Annotated in this window: 19 protein-coding genes; 6 read left to right on the top strand and 13 right to left on the bottom strand. The window is 70.1% G+C overall.

Features of this window, described 5'->3' with window-relative positions; all coding sequences use genetic code 11:
- Window positions 1–4 precede the first annotated feature (4 nt).
- The 3 genes from OG194_RS41555 to OG194_RS41545 all read right to left on the bottom strand — a co-directional run bounded on the left by OG194_RS41555 (window position 5) and on the right by OG194_RS41545 (window position 4,181).
- The gene (locus OG194_RS41555; RefSeq protein ID WP_327405874.1) at window positions 5–247 is read right to left on the bottom strand and encodes a hypothetical protein; all 243 of its coding nucleotides are present in this window, start codon (window positions 245–247) and stop codon (window positions 5–7) included.
- A gap of 110 nt (window positions 248–357) precedes the next feature.
- Window positions 358–2,805, bottom strand: coding sequence for a protein kinase domain-containing protein (locus OG194_RS47775; RefSeq protein ID WP_442811713.1), 2,448 nt, complete (start codon window positions 2,803–2,805; stop codon window positions 358–360).
- 71 nt (window positions 2,806–2,876) lie between these two features.
- Window positions 2,877–4,181: a DUF6986 family protein gene (locus OG194_RS41545; protein WP_327405873.1), complete on the bottom strand. Its 1,305-nt coding sequence runs from the start codon at window positions 4,179–4,181 to the stop codon at window positions 2,877–2,879.
- Between the two features lie 185 nt (window positions 4,182–4,366).
- Here OG194_RS41545 and OG194_RS41540 point away from each other — a divergent pair, with 185 nt between their 5' ends.
- Complete coding sequence (locus tag OG194_RS41540) at window positions 4,367–5,263, top strand: endonuclease/exonuclease/phosphatase family protein (RefSeq protein ID WP_327405872.1); 897 nt, start codon at window positions 4,367–4,369, stop codon at window positions 5,261–5,263.
- 55 nt (window positions 5,264–5,318) lie between these two features.
- Here the strand turns inward: OG194_RS41540 and OG194_RS41535 are convergent, their stop codons facing one another.
- The 4 genes from OG194_RS41535 to OG194_RS41520 form a co-directional block, all read right to left on the bottom strand.
- Window positions 5,319–6,281 carry an electron transfer flavoprotein subunit alpha/FixB family protein gene (locus OG194_RS41535; RefSeq protein WP_327405871.1) on the bottom strand — a complete coding sequence of 321 codons (963 nt, stop codon included), beginning with the start codon at window positions 6,279–6,281 and terminating at the stop codon, window positions 5,319–5,321.
- Between the two features lie 69 nt (window positions 6,282–6,350).
- A complete protein-coding gene (locus OG194_RS41530; protein ID WP_262062823.1) occupies window positions 6,351–7,139 on the bottom strand; it encodes an electron transfer flavoprotein subunit beta/FixA family protein in 789 nt (262 codons plus the stop codon).
- A gap of 243 nt (window positions 7,140–7,382) precedes the next feature.
- On the bottom strand, window positions 7,383–7,898 hold the full coding sequence (locus OG194_RS41525) for a flavin reductase family protein (RefSeq protein WP_327405870.1): 516 nt from the start codon (window positions 7,896–7,898) through the stop codon (window positions 7,383–7,385).
- Between the two features lie 220 nt (window positions 7,899–8,118).
- The gene (locus OG194_RS41520; protein ID WP_327405869.1) at window positions 8,119–8,532 is read right to left on the bottom strand and encodes a TlpA family protein disulfide reductase; all 414 of its coding nucleotides are present in this window, start codon (window positions 8,530–8,532) and stop codon (window positions 8,119–8,121) included.
- 75 nt (window positions 8,533–8,607) lie between these two features.
- Here OG194_RS41520 and OG194_RS41515 point away from each other — a divergent pair, with 75 nt between their 5' ends.
- Window positions 8,608–9,024: a DUF4395 domain-containing protein gene (locus tag OG194_RS41515; protein ID WP_327405868.1), complete on the top strand. Its 417-nt coding sequence runs from the start codon at window positions 8,608–8,610 to the stop codon at window positions 9,022–9,024.
- Window positions 9,025–9,210: 186 nt separating this feature from the next.
- Entirely contained in the window at window positions 9,211–9,939 is a 729-nt protein-coding gene (locus OG194_RS41510) for a lysophospholipid acyltransferase family protein (protein ID WP_033278392.1), read from the top strand.
- Window positions 9,940–9,943: 4 nt separating this feature from the next.
- On the opposite strand, the gene OG194_RS41505 is transcribed toward OG194_RS41510, so the two are convergent.
- The 5 genes from OG194_RS41505 to OG194_RS41485 all read right to left on the bottom strand — a co-directional run bounded on the left by OG194_RS41505 (window position 9,944) and on the right by OG194_RS41485 (window position 14,564).
- Entirely contained in the window at window positions 9,944–10,636 is a 693-nt protein-coding gene (locus OG194_RS41505; protein WP_327405867.1) for a B3/B4 domain-containing protein, read from the bottom strand.
- An 8-nt stretch (window positions 10,637–10,644) separates the two neighbouring features.
- Complete coding sequence (locus OG194_RS41500) at window positions 10,645–11,217, bottom strand: transglutaminase domain-containing protein (RefSeq protein WP_327405866.1); 573 nt, start codon at window positions 11,215–11,217, stop codon at window positions 10,645–10,647.
- A gap of 97 nt (window positions 11,218–11,314) precedes the next feature.
- Entirely contained in the window at window positions 11,315–12,385 is a 1,071-nt protein-coding gene (locus OG194_RS41495; protein WP_327405865.1) for a threonine aldolase family protein, read from the bottom strand.
- Entirely contained in the window at window positions 12,382–13,128 is a 747-nt protein-coding gene (locus OG194_RS41490) for an SDR family oxidoreductase (protein ID WP_318021570.1), read from the bottom strand. Before OG194_RS41490 ends, OG194_RS41495 begins: the two co-directional genes overlap by 4 nt.
- A 38-nt stretch (window positions 13,129–13,166) precedes the next feature.
- Entirely contained in the window at window positions 13,167–14,564 is a 1,398-nt protein-coding gene (locus OG194_RS41485; protein ID WP_327405864.1) for a DUF6421 family protein, read from the bottom strand.
- A 415-nt stretch (window positions 14,565–14,979) separates the two neighbouring features.
- Here OG194_RS41485 and OG194_RS41480 point away from each other — a divergent pair, with 415 nt between their 5' ends.
- Window positions 14,980–15,663 (top strand): glycerophosphodiester phosphodiesterase, encoded by a 684-nt coding sequence (locus OG194_RS41480; protein ID WP_327405863.1) that lies wholly within the window; start codon window positions 14,980–14,982, stop codon window positions 15,661–15,663.
- Between the two features lie 21 nt (window positions 15,664–15,684).
- Here the strand turns inward: OG194_RS41480 and OG194_RS41475 are convergent, their stop codons facing one another.
- Window positions 15,685–16,224: a GNAT family N-acetyltransferase gene (locus tag OG194_RS41475; RefSeq protein WP_327405862.1), complete on the bottom strand. Its 540-nt coding sequence runs from the start codon at window positions 16,222–16,224 to the stop codon at window positions 15,685–15,687.
- Window positions 16,225–16,300: 76 nt separating this feature from the next.
- Between OG194_RS41475 and OG194_RS41470 the strand changes: the two genes are divergently transcribed.
- Entirely contained in the window at window positions 16,301–16,693 is a 393-nt protein-coding gene (locus OG194_RS41470) for a VOC family protein (protein ID WP_327405861.1), read from the top strand.
- Between the two features lie 97 nt (window positions 16,694–16,790).
- The gene (locus OG194_RS41465; protein WP_327405860.1) at window positions 16,791–17,558 is read left to right on the top strand and encodes a VOC family protein; all 768 of its coding nucleotides are present in this window, start codon (window positions 16,791–16,793) and stop codon (window positions 17,556–17,558) included.
- The last annotated feature ends 4 nt before the right edge of the window (window positions 17,559–17,562 follow it).

Below are 17,562 nucleotides of genomic sequence, written 5' to 3'. Positions count from 1 at the left end.
CGCTTCAGCCGGTCTGGTGCCAGATCCAGGCCCCGATGAGGGCGAGGCAGCCACCGAGGAAGCCCAGCGTGGTCGCCAGGCGGAAGCGGGTCGTTGCGTACCGGGGAGCCCTGGCCGCCTCCACCGGCTCGTCTGTCTGCTGGAGCGCGATGTAGTCGGCTGCCCCCACGGTCACGGCGCTCGGCGCCTCAGCCGGTTCACCACCGGGGGCGCAGCGGAAGGAAGCCGCCTCCCCCGGTTCCACCATGGCTGTCAGGGTCGGGCTGGAGCACCAGGCGATCTTCAGTTGCAGCCGATGAGGGCCGGCCGGCAGGTCGAAATCGACTCCGGAAATCCGACAGTTCCGGGAGAGGGACCTCAACAGACCGGGAGACCCGGCACCGGCTCGTCGTTGTCCCCGCCCTTGAGGTAGACGTCGCTGACATAGACGTCGGTGTTGCCGCTGTCGTCGTCCGTCTTCGCCCACCAGGTGTTGGTCCACTGACCGTACGTCTCGCGGCGGCCCAGGTTCTCTTGGCAGAAGAAATAGTTGGTACCCGCGCCGAGGACACCGACCTCGGTGCCGGACGCGGTGTAGGACTTGGCGCTGCGCCACACCTGGCAGTTGTACTTGCCGCCGCCGATGGACTGGCAGGCGGAGACGGGACTGGAACTGGGACTGGCTCCGCCCGTCGTGGGGGCGCTGCCGCCGGTGCCTCCGCCGCCGGCGGACGTGGACTTGGTCGGGGCGACGCTGGGATCTCGCCCCGCCGCCGTGCTCTTCCCCTTGCCGGGGTCCTGCTCCGTCGGCGCCTGGGTCCCGTCGTCGCCCTGTCCGGTGGGCTTGGGGTCGGCCGAGGGGTGGGTGTCCTTGCGACCGTCGGGCGTGGCGGGGCCGGCGCCGCCACGCGCACCGGCCGGTGGTGAGTCGCTGGGCTGCGATGTGACCGTGGTGTCACCGGAGTTGACCATGTTCGCGACGACCACTCCGGCACCGGCGAGGACGGCGGCCACGGCTGCGGCGGCTATCAGGATGCGGGCCTTGCGGCGGGGTGTGGTTGGGCCGGCCATGGGCCCGGTTGGCGGAGACGGCTGAGGTACAGAGGCTACGAAGGCAGGGGGCGGGCCGAAGCCTTGGGGTACGGATGCGGGAGGGGACGCGGAAGTGGAAGTAGGCGGAAGGGTGTCCGACGAGGGTCGCTCCGAGGAACCGGAGCCAGGGCCTTGGTCGCCCGATCCGTCGGGTCCCGCCGCAGCAGACCTGTACGTCGATGCCTCAAGCGGCTGCGAGGACCCGGATGTTGCCCCTCCCGGCCCGGGCGGGCCTGCCGCACCTGCCCCGTACGGGGATACTCCAAGTCGCCCTCCCGACCACCCCGCGGCATCGGCCCCGGCCGTCCCCGGTCCCGCCTCCCCAGGCAAACCACCAGCCCCCACCCCCGACCCACTGCCTCCAGCCAAGCCGTCGACGCCGAACCCCGGCCCGTACGCGGAAGCTCCAAATCGCCCTCCCGACCCCGATGCCGTCCCTCCCGATCCGGACCACCCCGAGCCATCGACCCCGGCCGCCTCCCGAGGCAGACCACCGACCCCCGCCCCCGACCCACTGCCTCCAGCCGAGCCGCCGACGCCGAACCCCGGCCCAACCGGAGCCGCATGCCGTACAGCCCCGAGGCCCTGCCCACTCTCCGTCGACTCAGCGGCAGCCGCTCCCGGGACCCCAGCCCCAGCATCGGGATCTGCCAGGCCCGCCCCCGACCCAGAAGCCCCAACGCCCGTCGCCCGCACCCCCGTTGATCCCTCCGACTCCTTCGGTCCCGGAACCCCCGCCCCCGTCCCCGCACTCCCCCGCGCCCCCACTGCCCCGAACCCCGGCGGCACCGCAGGAACCCCACCCTCGCTCCCGGCCGTCCCCCGCAACACAGCCGTAGGCAGATCCACCCCCGGCGCCCCCGCAACCTCCTCCAGCAACCCCCGGGCGCCATCCGCACCAGGACGCAACTCCGCCCGCTTCTCCATCAGTTGACGCAGGACAGGCCCGAGTCGCCCCGCCCGCCGGGGTTCCGGCAGAGGCTCGGAGACGATCGCCGTGAGGGTGGAGTACGTGGACGTGCGGCGGAACGGGGACGTGCCCTCGACCGCCGCGTACAGCGTGGCGCCCAGGGCCCAGACGTCGGACGCCGGGCCGGGGTCGGCGCCCTGGGCGCGTTCGGGGGCCAAGTAGTCCAGGGAGCCGATGAGTTCACCGCTGCGCGTGAGGTGGGTGGCGGAGCCGTCGCCCGGGTCGTCCATCGTCGCGATGCCGAAGTCCGTGAGGACGACGCGGCCGGCGCGGTCCAACAGGATGTTCCCGGGCTTCACATCGCGGTGCAGGACACCCACGGCGTGTGCCGCGGCCAGCGCCTCCATCACCTTCGCGCCGATCCCGGCCGCCTCGCGCGGATCGATCGGGCCGCGCTCGCTCAGCACGTCGTCCAGGGAGGGGCCGTCGATCAGCTCCATGACGATCAGCGGGCGTCCGTCGACCTCGGCGATGTCGTGCACGGCGACCACGCCGGGATGGCGGACCCGCGCCGCCGCCCGTGCCTCGCGCTGCATCCGCAGGCGCAGGTCGGCCAGTTCGGGTCCGTGGGCGTCGGTGAAGGTGCGCAGTTCCTTGACGGCGATCTCACGGCCGAGGACCTCGTCCACGGCCCGCCAGACCACGCCCATGCCGCCGCGCCCGAGTCGGGCCACGACGCGATAGCGCCCGGCCAGCAACCGGTCGACCCCGTCCACGCGTCCGCTCTCCCCCGAAGGCACCGCCGCTCCGTCCCTGTGGCACATCCATGAACGCCGTACAGCCTACGGGGCGGCAGTGACAACAGAAGCCGGCGCCAACACCTGTGACACGTCCGCTACTTGGCGGACGCCGTGAGGTCGCCCCGGCGCGGCGACGCGAAGCCCTCCAGGTCCATCCGGGTCAGCCCGGTCGCCCTGGCCACCTCGGCGATGTCGAGCGCGCCGCAGTCCAGGCCGCGCAGCAGATAGCCGCTGAGGGCCTTGGCGGTGGCGGGCTCGTCCATGACGTCTCCGCCTGCGTGGTTGGCGTAGCGGGCGAGACGCGCGGCGGCCTGTTCGAAGCCCTCGCGGTAGAAGGCGAAGACGGCCGCGTAGCGGGTGGGGATGTGGCCGGGGTGCATGTCCCAGCCCTGGTAGTAGGCGCGGGACAACGCCCGACGGGTGAGGCCGTAGTGCAGCCGCCAGGCGTCGTGGACCTTCGCCGTCGGGCCCACCGGCAGCACGTTCGTCGAGCCGTCCGAGACACGCACGCCCGTCCCCGCCGCGGCGACCTGCATGATCGCCTTGGCGTGGTCGGCGGCCGGGTGGTCGCTGGCCTGGTAGGCGGCGGAGACGCCGAGGCAGGCGCTGTAGTCGAAGGTGCCGTAGTGCAGGCCGGTGGCGCGGCCCTCGGCGGCCTGGATCATGCGGGCGACGGTGGCGGTGCCGTCGGTGGCGAGGATGGACTGGCTGGTCTCGATCTGGATCTCGAAGCCGATCCGGCCCGGCTCCAGCCCGCGCGCCTTCTCGAAGGCATCCAGGAGGCGCACCATGGCGGTGACCTGCTCGGCGTACGTGACCTTGGGGAGCGTCAGGACCAGGCCGTCCGGGAGCCCGCCGGCCTCCATGAGCCCGGTGAGGAAGATGTCGAGGGTGCGGATGCCCCGGTCCCGTACCGGTGCCTCCATGCACTTCATACGGATGCCCATGTACGGGGCCGCCGTGCCCTTCTCGTACGCCTCGGCGATCAGGCGGGCCGCGCGGGCGGCGGCCTCGTCCTCCTCGGCGTCGGGGCGGGGGCCGTAGCCGTCCTCGAAGTCGACGCGCAGGTCCTCGATGGGCTCGCGCTCCAACTTGGCCCGCACGCGCGCGTGGACGGGCTCCGCGAGGTCGTCGGAGAGGCCGAGGACGGCGGCGAAGGAGGCCGCGTCGGGGGCGTGTTCGTCGAGGGCGGCCAGCGCCCGGTCGCCCCAGCTGCGGATCGTGTCGGCGGCGAAGACGTCACCGGGGACGTAGACCGTGTGGACGGGCTGCCGGGTGCCGGGGTCGCCGGGGTAGCGGCGCTCCAGTTCGGCGTCGACCGGTGCCAGGGAGGCGCTGATCTCCTCGCTGACCGCGCCCGCGAGGCTCGTCGCCACCTTCTCCTGCTCGCCCTGACCCATGCCCACACCCTCCGGTTTTCCGCTCTACGGAATCAACAATCCGTAGAACGAAGTTATCCATGGAGCTTCCCGCCGGTCAACACCCTGTCCACGCCGTGAACCCGTCGCGTTCACTGTCGTCCCCAGGCCCTCTTCCGCCCGGCGCCTCGCCCCTTCATCCTGACTCCCAAGGGGAGGGGACGCACATGTCGACTGCCAGGACGGTCACCCGTCGCGCGGGGCTGAGCACGCTGGTGGCGGCCGCCATCGCGCTGCCGCTCATCGGTACCGCACGCTCCGCCTCGGCCCGGAAGGAGACCCGCCTGCTGGACGTCATGACGTTCAACCTGCGGTACGCGAGCACCGACGAGCCCAACAGCTGGAAGGTCCGCCGCCCGGTGATGCGCGACCTGCTGCTCCGCGCGGCCCCCGACGTCATCGGCACCCAGGAGGGCCTCTACGCGCAGCTCCAGGACATCAAGCAGGACCTCCCGCACTACGACTGGATCGGCGGCGGCCGCAAGGGCGGCAGTTTCGACGAGGAGACGGCGATCTTCTACGACACCCGCCGCCTCGCCCCCGTCGAGTACGACCAGTTCTGGCTCTCCGACACGCCCGCCGTGATCGGGTCGAACACCTGGGGCGGCGACCACCCGCGCATCGCCACCTGGATCCGGTTCCGCGATCTCGGGGACAAGGGACGGCAGTTCTACGTCCTCAACACCCACCTGGACAACGCGAGTCAGTACGCACGCGAGCGCGCCGCCGCGCTCATCGCCGAACGCCTCGCCCACCTGGACAGTTCCCTGCCGCTCGTGGTCACCGGCGACTTCAACACCGCCGCGTACACCACCTCGGTCTACTCCACGATGCTGGACGCGGGCGCGGGCCTCAGGGACACCTGGGACGCGGCGGCCGCGCGCGGGCAGCTGTACGCCAGCTTCCACGGCTACCGCGCGCTCGTGCCGGACGGTCCCCGCATCGACTGGATCCTGGTCTCCCCGGGCGTCACCGTGCGCCGGACGGCCCTCAACACCTTCTCCGAGAACAGCCAGTTCCCGAGCGACCATCTGCCCGTGCAGTCCACCATCACCCTGGGATGAACGAAGGCTCCCGCGACCACATGGGTCACGGGAGCCTCGTACAACCTCAAAAGCATCAGCCCTTGCGGGAGTTGACCTCTTCGGTGAGCTGCGGGACGACGTCGAAGAGGTCGCCGACCACGCCGTAGTCGACGAGGTCGAAGATCGGGGCCTCGGCGTCCTTGTTGACGGCCACGATCGTCTTCGAGGTCTGCATGCCCGCGCGGTGCTGGATCGCGCCGGAGATGCCGTTGGCGATGTAGAGCTGCGGGGAGACGCTCTTGCCGGTCTGGCCGACCTGGTTGGAGTGCGGGTACCAGCCGGCGTCGACAGCGGCACGCGAGGCGCCCACAGCCGCGCCGAGGGAGTCGGCGAGGGCCTCGATGATCGCGAAGTTGTCCGCGCCGTTCACACCGCGGCCGCCGGAGACGACGATCGCGGCCTCGGTCAGCTCCGGGCGGCCGGTCGACTCGCGCGGGGTGCGCGCGGTGACCTTGGTGCCGGTGGCCTTGTCCGAGAAGGTGACCGCGAGGGCTTCGACGGTGCCGGCGGCCGGGGCGGCCTCGACAGCGGCCGAGTTCGGCTTCACGGTGATGACCGGGGTGCCCTTGGAGACACGGGTCTTGGTGGTGAAGGAGGCGGCGAACACCGACTGCGTGGCCACGGGGCCCTTGTCGTCGGCCTCCAGGTCGGTGGCGTCGGTGATGATGCCGGAGCCGATGCGTACGGCCAGCCGGGCGGCGATCTCCTTGCCCTCGGCGGAGGACGGCACCAGGACGGCGGCCGGGGAGACGGCCTCGACAGCGGCCTGGAGGGCGTCCACCTTCGGTACGACGAGGTAGTCGGCGTACTCGGCGGCGTCGTGCGTGAGCACCTTCACCGCGCCGTGCTCGGCGAGCGCGGCGGCGGTGTTCTCCGCACCGGCGCCGAGGGCGACCGCGACGGGCTCGCCGATACGGCGGGCCAGGGTCAGCAGCTCCAGGGTGGGCTTGCGGACGGCGCCGTCCACGTGGTCGACGTAGACGAGAACTTCAGCCATGAGGTTGGTCTCCTGCGTGCGTGCGAAGTCTGAGGGGCGGTAAGCGAGTTGGGCCTTGACCCGGGGGCCTTAGATGAACTTCTGGCCCGCGAGGAACTCGGCGAGCTGCTTGCCGCCCTCGCCCTCGTCCTTGACGATCGTGCCGGCGGTGCGCGCGGGGCGCTGGGCCGCGGAGTCGACGGCGGTCCAGGCGCCTTCGAGGCCGACCTCGTCGGTGTCGATCTCCAGGTCGGAGAGGTCCCAGGCCTGAACCGGCTTCTTCTTGGCGGCCATGATGCCCTTGAAGGACGGGTAACGCGCCTCGCCCGACTGGTCGGTGACCGACACGACGGCCGGCAGGGAGGCCTCCAGCTGCTCGCTGGCGGTGTCGCCGTCACGGCGGCCCTTGACGACGCCGTCCGCGACGGAGACCTCGGAGAGCAGCGTGACCTGCGGGACGCCCAGGCGCTCGGCCAGCAGGGCGGGGATCACACCGGCGGTGCCGTCCGTGGAGGCCATGCCGGAGACGACCAGGTCGAAGCCGGCCTTCTCGATCGCCTTGGCCAGCACCAGGGAGGTGCCGATGACGTCGGTGCCGTGCAGGTCGTCGTCCTCGACGTGGATCGCCTTGTCGGCGCCCATGGACAGCGCCTTGCGCAGGGCGTCCTTGGCGTCCTCCGGGCCCACGGTCAGGACGGTGATCTCCACGTCGTCGTCCGAGTTCTCGGAGATCTGCAGCGCCTGCTCGACCGCGTACTCGTCGAGCTCGGAGAGCAGACCGTCCACGTCGTCCCGGTCGACGGTCAGGTCATCGGCGAAGTGCCGGTCGCCAGTGGCGTCGGGCACGTACTTCACAGTGACAACGATCCTCAAGCTCACGCCGGCTCTCCTACTGCATCGTCATTTTCGGCTGCCTACTTCCAGGCAGCATAGGCGCCCTGAACGGCCGTTCCCGGTGGGGGCGACCGGTGCTCCGAGCGAAATATTACTCGCCAGTACGCACTCCTACGCTCCCCCAAGGGGTGCCCGCTAAGCAAGCGCTTTGAACTGTGACCTGTGCAACGCAGCGTAATCGGAACTCGACGCTTCCGCAGGGTGGCCCGTCACCCACCCGGAGTGGCCTCAGTCACGCAGCCCGTTGAAGCGCCCCTGGTGGTAGAGGAGCGGGCGGCCGGTGCCCGCGTGGTCGCCGAGGACGACCTCGGCCAGGACTATGCGGTGGTCCCCCGCGGGCACGCGCGCGACGACCCGGCACACCAGCCAGGCGAGCACGCCGTCGAGGACGGGCACGCCCTCGGGGCCCTCGCGCCAGACGGTGGGCGCCCCGAACCGGTCGGCGCCGCTGCGCGCGAAGGTGGCGGCCAACTGCTCCTGATGCTCGCCCAGTACGTGCACGCCGACATGGTCGGCCCCGGATATCGCGGGCCAGCTGGAGGCGCCGGTACTGATCCCGAAGGACAGCATCGGGGGCTGTGCGGAGACGGAGCTGAGCGAGGTGGCGGTGAAGCCGACCGGGCCGTTCTCACCGCGCGCGGTGATCACCGCCACACCGGCCGCGTGCTGCCGGAAGACGGAACGCAGCAGGTCGGGAGAGGCGTGCTGAGGAGTACGGGTGCCGAGGTCGGGCGTGGCCGTCATGGACGTGTCCTTCTGCGGAGGGGACGAACGGGGTCCGTGGCTGCTCAACAGCCCGGACAGCGCGCGCTCGCGGTGCGGGCCAGGTCGACGTGCACCCGCCCGTAGAGAAGGAGTTCCGAAGGCATACGGTCAGGTTGACGATAGGTGGTGCGCACAGTCAAGTACGTTCCGGCATATGGGAGATGACTCACCGATGTCCTCACCAATGGCGTCACGACCGTCAGACCGCCTCCCCCAGAGCAGCGATGACATCCGCCTTGCGGGGGAGGCCGGTGGCACGCCGTACGACCCGCCCGTCGGCGTCGAGGACCAGCACGGTGGGGGTCTTCAGGATGTCGAGTTCCCGTACGAGGTGCAGATGGTCCTCGGCGTCGATCTCGATGTGGCTCACACCGGGGACCATGCCGGCCACCTCGCCCAGCACCCGGCGCGTGGCCCGGCAGGGCGCGCAGAACGCGCTGGAGAACTGCACCAGGGTGGCCTTCTCGCCGAGGTCGCCGCCCAGCTCGGCGGCGCCGAGCCGTTTTCCGCCGTCGCGCCCACGCACGCGTACTCTCCCGCTCCGCCGCCGATGCAGCACTCCGTAGGCGCTCGCCGCCGCGAGCACCACCACGCACACCACAAGTCCGGTCATCGAATTCTCCAGCGTTCACGAGACTGCAAAGATTCCCGGCACCACGAATCCTTTCCGTTGCGGAATCCTTGATTCATGGACATCGACGTAAGAGGACCGCGCTTCGGGGCGGCCCTGACGACCGTGGTACTGGCGGTCGTGCTGATCACCGGCAGTTTCTGGCTGCTGGCCTGGCAGACCCTGGCGTTCGCGCTGGGCGCGGCGGGCGGCGTGGGCCGATCGCCGTACGGCTGGCTGTTCCGGAAGGCCGTACGGCCCCGGATCGGACCGCCGACCGAGTTCGAGTCGCCGGAGCCGCCGCGGTTCGCACAGGGGGTCGGTCTGGTCTTCGCCGGGGTGGGACTGGTCGGTTTCGGCCTGGGTCCCGACTGGCTCGGGCTCGCGGCGACCGGGGCCGCGTTGGCGGCCGCGTTCCTCAATGCCGCGTTCGGGTACTGCCTGGGGTGCGAGATGTACCTGCTCGTGCGTCGAGTGACGGTTCGCGCACAGTAAAGGGAACTTAAAAGCCCGAGGTGGATCAAGCGATCGACGTGACGAGGATCTCGCCGTTCTGCGGCACGAGGACTGGCCAGTCGTTCGTTCTTGGGGCACGATCTGCGCAATGCCGTAAACCTACGGCTGCGTAGCTTTCCCGCCCGGAGAACCCCTTCCAGGCAGAGAGAAGGGTCCACCCCGTCCATGGCTGAGCTTGTCTACCGCCCCGTCATCGGTCTCGCCCAAACGCTGTTCAAGGCCTGGGACCTCAAGATCGACTGCAAGGGGTCGGAGAACATTCCGCGCTCGGGCGGCGCCGTGCTGGTCAGCAACCACATCAGCTACCTGGACTTCATCTTCGACGGTCTCGCCGCCCTGCCGCAGAAGCGCCTGGTGCGCTTCATGGCGAAGGAGTCGGTGTTCCGGCACAAGATCTCGGGCCCGCTGATGCGCGGCATGAAGCACATCCCGGTGGACCGCAAGCAGGGCGAGACGGCCTACCAGCACGCACTGGAGTCGCTGCGGTCCGGTGAGATCGTCGGCGTCTTCCCCGAGGCGACGATCTCCCAGTCCTTCACCCTGAAGAGCTTCAAGTCGGGTGCCGCGCGCATGGCCCAGGAGGCCGGCGTCCCGCTGATCCCGATGGCGCTGTGGGGCACCCAGCGCCTGTGGACCAAGGGCCACCCGAAGAACTTCAAGCGCAGCCACACCCCGATCACCATCCGGGTCGGCGAGCCGGTGGAGGCTCCTCAGGACCAGTACGCGGGCGCGATCACCCGCCGCCTGCGCGAGCGCATCCAGGAACTCCTCGAAGCCGCCCAACGCGCTTATCCGGTACGACCCAACGGCCCGGACGACACCTGGTGGATGCCCGCCCATCTCGGCGGCACCGCACCCACTCCCGAAGAGGTCAAGGCGGCCGAGGCTCGCTGAATCGTCACGCCGGGGCGTGGACGGTGATCCGCGCCCCGGGGCTGAACTTCTCCAGCAGCTCGGCCAGTTCGGCACCCGCACGCTCGACCTCGGCGACCGGCATCGGCGCCAGACTCTCCAACAGGAAGACAGCGGCGGTCGTTTCCTCCGTGAGCCTGGTGCGCGGCCCCTGCCGCCAGTTCCACCGACGGCACGTGACACCGACCGCGTCGGCCCACACCACCTCGCCCGCGTCGGGATGCTCGACGACCTCCTCACCGCCCGCGACGGTCACGAACTCCTCGTCCCCGGCGGCCCGTTGGAGGGTCATCGCGCCCTGGATGCGGTCGGTGTCCTCGCCCCCGACAGGGACCAAGTGGGCCACACTGATGGCGTTGTAGAGATCGACCAGCACATTGATCCGGGGCAACCCATCATCGGAAAGCGCCCTCTTGGCCAGCGCCTCCGCCGAGTTGCGGGTACGCGACGGCTTCGACCCGAACCCCGTGTACACCTCGCGCCAGGCCACCATGTGCGGGTCCTCGTGCGGGGCGCGCCCGTCCAGTCGTACGACGAGACGGCGGGCCGCGTCGTCGAGGAGCGCCGAACTCGCTTCGGTACTGGGCCCGTTGACCAGTCCGGTCGCCTCGATCGCCACATGGGTGAACCCCGGGGCGAGGGCGCGGACTTCGTCGGACACGGTCAGGGTGAGGGTCATGGGCTGCCTCAGAGTGCGGTCGGGAGCGTCTGCCAAAGGTGCGTGCGGTCGGGGGCGGCCTTGAGGGCGCTCAGCACGACCGGGTGCGGTTCAGCGTACAGGTCTGGATAGTCCAGCTCATTGAACTCTGGATCGGGTACGAAGGCCAACCGCTCACCGTCCAGAGAGAACTGCGCATCCACGCCCGGCTTGTTGCCGCGCGGGTCCTGCCGATGCCAGGCCCCGTTGAAGCGCACGGCGACCAGACCGTGCACGACGTCGAACTTCTGGTAGCAGAACGCCGTAGGAATGTCCTCGGCCCGCAGCAGCGCGGCCAGCGCGTGCGCCTTGGCGTAGCAGATGCCGGTGCCCTGCTCCAGGACGTCGGAGGCCCGCCAGGTGACGCGCGGATCACCGGAGTCCTGCGAGTGGGGAATGCCGTCCCGCACGAACTCGAACGCGAGGCGTGCATAGCCATACGAGTCGGCGGCACTTCTGGCCAGCCGCGCGGCTGTCTCCCTTACGAGGGGATGCTCATGGTCAATGGCCTCGTCGGCAGCCAAGTACGCGGACAGGTCAGAGGTGTTCTGGATCAGCTCCATGGATGCAGAGCATAGGAAAGCGATCACCCGAGAGTCAATGACTTTTCAGATGGACGCATATCTATGCACAGCGCCATCCGACTCCGAGTCGGCAGACCTAGCGGGCCATCTCCTCCTTGAGTGCCGCCAGGAACGCGTCCACGTCGTCCTCGGTGGTGTCGAAGCCGCACATCCAACGGACGTCTCCGGCGGCCTCGTCCCAGAAGTAGAAGCGGAAGCGCTCCTGAAGGCGCTCGCTCACGTCGTGCGGGAGGCGGGCGAAGACGCCGTTGGCCTGCACCGGGTAGAGGATCTCCACGCCGTGCACCGCGCGCACACCCTCGGCGAGGCGCTGAGCCATCTCGTTGGCGTGGCGGGCGTTGCGCAGCCACAGATCCTTGGCGAACAGCGCCTCCAACTGCACCGAGACGAAGCGCATCTTGGAGGCGAGCTGCATGGACAGCTTGCGCAGGTGCTTCATGTGGCTGACGGCGTCCTGGTTGATGACGACGACCGCCTCGCCGAAGATCGCACCGTTCTTCGTCCCGCCCAGCGAGAGGATGTCGACGCCGACCGCGTTGGTGAACGTCCGCATCGGGACGTCGAGTGAGGCCGCCGCGTTGGCTATCCGGGAGCCGTCGAGGTGCACCTTCATGCCGTGCGCGTGGGCGTGGTCGCAGATCGCGCGGATCTCGTCGGGCGTGTACAGCGTGCCGAGTTCGGTGCTCTGGGTGATCGAGACGACCTGCGGCATCGCGCGGTGCTCGTCGTCCCAGCCGTAGGCCTGCTGGTCGATCAGTTCGGGGGTGAGCTTGCCGTCGGGGGTGGGCACGGTGAGGAGTTTCAGGCCGCCCATGCGTTCGGGGGCGCCGCCCTCGTCGACGTTGATGTGGGCGCTCTCGGCGCAGATGACCGCGCCCCAGCGGTCGGTGACAGCCTGGAGGGCGACGACGTTCGCGCCGGTGCCGTTGAAGACCGGGAAGGCCTCCGCCGTGGCACCGAAGTGGCTGCGGATGATGCCCTGGAGGTTCTCCGTGTAGTCGTCCTCGCCGTAGGCGACCTGGTGGCCGCCGTTGGCGAGGGCGAGGGCGGCGAGCACCTCGGGGTGGGCGCCGGCGTAGTTGTCGCTGGCGAAGCCGCGGATCTCCGGGTCGTGGTGGCGACGGGCGTCGGTCTTCGGAGGGTTCACGGCTTCTCGGTCAGCCACAGACGGTTTCCGTTCACTTCGGTGGCGGGCTTGTCCCAGACCCCGGCGATGGCCTCGGCGAGGTCCTTGACGTCGGTGAAGCCCGCGAACTTCGCGTTGGGTCGCTCGGCGCGCATCGCGTCGTGCACCAGCGCCTTGACCACCATGACGGCGGCCGCGGAGCTGGGCCCGTCCTCGCCGCCGGCCTTGCGGTAGCCGTCGGCCATGGCGAGGGTCCAGGCCTCGGCGGCGGCCTTCGAGGCGGAGTACGCCGCGTTGCCCGCCGTGGGCTTGCTGGCGCCCGCCGCGCTGATCAGCAGATAGCGCCCGCGGTCGCTGCGCTCCAGGCCGTCGTAGAAGGCCAGGGAGGTGTGCTGGACCGTGCGGATGAGGAGCTTCTCCAGCAGGTCCCAGTCGGCGAGGTCGGTGTCGGCGAAGGACGCGCTGCCGCGCCAGCCGCCGACGAGGTGGACCAGGCCGTCGACGCGGCCGAAGTCCTTCTCGATGTGCTCGGCCCAGTCGCGGGTCGCCTGCGGGTCGAGCAGGTCGACGGTGTCCCCGACGACGGTGGCGCCGCCGTGCGCGTAGCGGGCCGCGTCCACGGCCTCCGCCAGGCGTTCGGGATGCGCGTCCGCGCCGACGACGGTCGCGCCGGCCTCGGCCAGCCGCAGCAGCACGGCACGGCCCGCGGGCCCGCCCGCTCCGGCCACCGCGATCACCGCGCCGTTGAGCGCCCCGTTCCCCATGGTCCTCGCCTCCTGAGCCACTTCGGTCGTACGGTCGCTCACGCGGCGATCCGCTCTGCGCTCTCCGCCGTGATGCCCCGGGTCGACGCGATCACATTCTTGAGCTTCTTGGAGAGTGCCTCATAGAACATGCTCAGCGGAAACTCGTCCGGAAGCACGTCATCCACGAGTTTCCGCGGCGGCAGGCTCAGGTCGAGGGCGTCCGGGCCCTTGGCCCAGCGGGAGCCCGGGTGCGGTGAGAGGTAGGTGGCGACCAGCTCATAGGCCTTGAACCAGTGCACCAGCTTGGGGCGGTCGATGCCCGCGCGGTAGAGGTCCTCGATCTCGGCGCACAGCTGGTTGGTGACCTCGGGGGCGCGCTGCCAGTCGATGTGCAGCTTGTTGTCGGTCCAGCGGACGACGTCGTGCTTGTGCAGGTAGGCGAAGAGGAGCTGGCCGCCGAGTCCGTCGTAGTTGCGGACGCGTTCGCCGGTGACGGGGAAGCGGAACATGCGGTCGCAGAGGACCGCGTACTGCACGTCACGGGCCTGCGGGACGCCGTCGGCCTCCAGATTCACTGCCTCCTTGAAGGCGGTGAGGTCGCAGCGCAGTTCTTCGAGGCCGTACATCCAGAACGGCTGGCGCTGCTTGATCATGAACGGGTCGAAGGGCAGGTCGCCGTGGCTGTGGGTGCGGTCGTGGACCATGTCCCACAGGACGAAGGCCTCCTCGCAGCGCTTCTGGTCGTCGACCATCGTGGCGACGTCCTCGGGCAGTCGCATGCCCAGGATGTCTACGGCGGCCTCGGTCACCCGGCGGAATCGGGCGGCCTCGCGGTCGCAGAAGATGCCGCCCCAGGAGAACCGTTCCGGCGCCTGTCGTACGGCGATGGTCTCCGGGAAGAGCACGGCCGAGTTGGTGTCGTAGCCGGACGTGAAGTCCTCGAAGGTGATGCCGCAGAACAGCGGGTTGTCGTAGCGGGTCGCCTCCAGCTCGGCCAGCCAGTCGGGCCAGACCATGCGCAGGACGACCGCTTCGAGATTGCGGTCCGGGTTGCCGTTCTGCGTGTACATCGGGAAGAGGACCAGGTGCTGGAGTCCGTCCCGGCGGTTCGCGGCGGGCTGGAAGGCCAGCAGCGAGTCGAGGAAGTCGGGCACCTGGAAGCCGTCGTCGGCCCACCGCCCCAGGTCCCGGACGAGTGCGGCGTGGTAGGCCGCGTCGTGCGGGAGCAGCGGGGAGAGCTCTTCCACGGCGCCCGTCACGCGGCGCACGGCGGACTCGGCCTCCGCGCGGCCCGGGGCACCCTCGGCGTCGAAGTCGATCGAGCCGTCCTTCGACTGCCATGGCCGGATCCGCTCCACGGCGTCCCTGAGCACGGGCCATGCCGGATGCTCCACCACCGTGACCACGGGAGGAAGCCGCTCCTCAAAACCCACCTGCACAAGAATTTCCGTCATGTCCCATCCTCCACGGGAGAACCTCGCGTATGGACACCGTATGCGTTCGGGGTTTCCTCTAGCAAGGCAAGACCCCGCAAATTATCCTGCACCCCCTATCCGTCACCGCTCTTTTTCCTGCCGGACACAAAGAAGGCGATTACTTCCGCTGTGGTGGGGTAGGCGGGTCGAGGCCTGCGATCAAGGGCCACCGAGGGCCGGTTTCGGTCAACGGGCGCCGGACTCGCCCACGGACGGGTGACGGCGCCGCGAAGTACGCTCCAGGTACACCCCGGCCGTCACCCCCGATCCCCCGCGTAAGCGCGGGTACAACGCCGGGCCCGGCCGTTAGGCTGCGGCTCTGCCGCGTGGACGCCGGTGTCCGGCCGCGCCCACGCGCGCGTGCCGAGCCGCCGCGACGGAAGCGAGTTGAACCTTGAACTTCCTTACCATCGGTCACCGCGGAGTCATGGGTCTCGAACCCGAGAACACTCTCCGTTCCTTCGTCGCCGCCGAGCAGGCCGGCCTCGATGTCATCGAACTCGATCTGCATCTGAGCAAGGACGGCGCCCTCGTCGTCATGCACGACGCCGACGTGGACCGTACGACCGACGGGACCGGTCCGATCGCCGAGCGGACCCTCGGCGAACTGCGCACCCTGGACGCGGGCCGCGGCGAGCGCGTCCCGACCTTCGAAGAGGTCCTGGACGCGGTCAAGTCGCCGGTCCAGGCCGAGATCAAGGACCTGGCGGCGGCACGCGCACTCGCCGAGGTCATGCACCGCCGCAACCTGGTCGAGCGGGTCGAGGTGTCCTCGTTCCACGACGAGGCGATCGCCGAGATCGCCCGCCTGGTGCCCGGCGTACGCACCGCGCTGATCGCCAGCCGCTTCGGCCCCGACGTGGTGGAACGCGCCACCGAGGCCGGTGCCGAGACGGTCTGCCTCAACATCCGCAGGCTGACCCTGGAGGTCGTCGAGGCGGCCCGCAAGGCGGACCTGAAGATCATCGGCTGGGTGGTGAACACACAGGACCAGCTGCGGCTCGTACGGGCCCTGGGTCTGGACGGCGCGACGACCGACTACCCGGAGATCAAACGCACGGGCCGCTTCACGGCATAGCGGACCGAACGGCCGTAGGAATCAAGCGAGTTCCTTGACCAGCAGCTCGAACTGGAGGTCGTCGCGCTGCGGAATACCGAACCGCTCGTCGCCGTACGGGAACGGGGTCATCCGGCCCGTACGGCGATAGCCGCGGCGCTCGTACCAGGCGATGAGGTCGTTCCGTACGGAGATCACGGTCATGTGCATCTCCCGCACGCCCCAGGTCTCCCGGACCGTGCGCTCCGCCTCCGCGATGATCACCTTGCCGAGACCGGCGCCCTGGAGGTCCGGACTGACGGCGAACATCCCGAAGTAGGCGTGCTCACCCCGGTGTTCGAGCTGGCAGCAGGCAACCACCCGGCCCTCGCGCTCGACGACGAGCAGCCGGCTGTCGGGCGACTTGATGACCGCGAGCACGCCCTCGGGATCGGTCCGCTGCCCTTCGAGGATGTCCGCCTCCGTGGTCCAGCCTGCCCGGCTGTCGTCCCCCCGATAGGCCGACTCGATCAGCACGACGAGGGCATCCGCATCCGCATCGGTGGCGTCGCGAAAGGTCAGTCCGGTGGCGGCGGTGTCCATGGTGCACAACTCCGATCAAGGCGCGGCTCAGGCAGACACGAGAGTAACGCGGCCCCGGCCACTAGGCTCCGGCCGCATGGTCCACGTACTGAGCAGCCGCATCCTGCTGCGCCCCACCGACCCCGAACGCTCCCGAGTCTTCTACGGCCACCAACTGGCCCTGCCCGTCTACCGGGAGTTCGGCACAGGCCCGGAACGCGGAACCGTCTACTTCCTCGGCGGCGGCTTCCTGGAGGTCTCCGGCCGCTCCGACTCCCGGCCCTCCCCCGCCGTACAGCTGTGGTTGCAGGTCGCGGACGCGGGTGCCGCACACGAGGAGCTGCGGGCGAAGGGCGTCGAGATCGTACGGCCTCCGGTGCGGGAACCCTGGGGCCTGGTGGAGATGTGGATCGCGGATCCGGACGGGACACGGATCGTGCTGGTGGAGGTGCCGACGGACCATCCGCTGAGGTACCGCCCGGGGATGTAGGCCTACGGCGACCAGGGCACCCATTCCCTGCCGGATGGCCGGGGTCGCGGCCCGGGCTTAGCGTGCGGGGAGGGGAGCTTTCTGCGGAAGGAACGCCATGAAGCTCGACAGGCCGGTGACCGGTGGACCCTGCTGGACCGAGCTCGGGACGAGTGATCTGGAGGCGGCCAAGCGGTTCTACTCGGACGTGTTCGGCTGGCGTCCGGAGACCGATCCCCGGCCGGAGGCGGGCGGTTACACCGTCGCGCACATCGGTGACGCCGCGGTCGCCGCGCTGACCCCGCTGTTCCAGGAGTCGCAGCCGGTGGCGTGGAACGTGTCGTTCGCGGTCGCGGACTCCGACGCGACGGCGGAGCGGGTACGGGCCGCGGGCGGAACCCTGCTGATGGAACCGATCGACGTGTTCGACATCGGCCGCTTCGCGGTCGCCCTCGACCCCGGCGGCGCCGCGTTCCAGATGTGGCAGGCGCGGACCTTCCCCGGCGCCGGGCTGTTCAACGCACCCGGCGCGCTGGGCTGGGTGGAGCTGCTGACGCGGGCGCCCGAGCGGGCCGAGAGCTTCTACACGACCGTGTTCGGCTGGACCGTCCGCCCCTCGGCGCACTACCCGCAATGGGGCATCGACGGCGCCGACTTCGGCGGGATGATGACGATGGACGCGAAGTTCCCACCGGAGGTGCCCCCGCACTGGCTGCCGTACTTCTCGGTGGCCGACGTCGACGCCACAGCCGCGGTGGCGACGGAGGCGGGCGGCACGGTCCTCATGGAGCCGACGTCCATTGGCGACGTGCGGCGGATCGCGGTGCTGCGGGATCCGCAGGGGGCGATGTTCGGGGTGTACGCGGCGAGCGACGAGCAGCGCTGAGCCA

This window comes from Streptomyces sp. NBC_01288, assembly GCF_035982055.1.
In the GTDB taxonomy this organism is placed as follows: Bacteria; Actinomycetota; Actinomycetes; order Streptomycetales; family Streptomycetaceae; genus Streptomyces.
The sequence above is the reverse complement of the archived record's forward strand: the minus strand, read 5'-3'. Positions and strand labels throughout refer to the sequence as shown.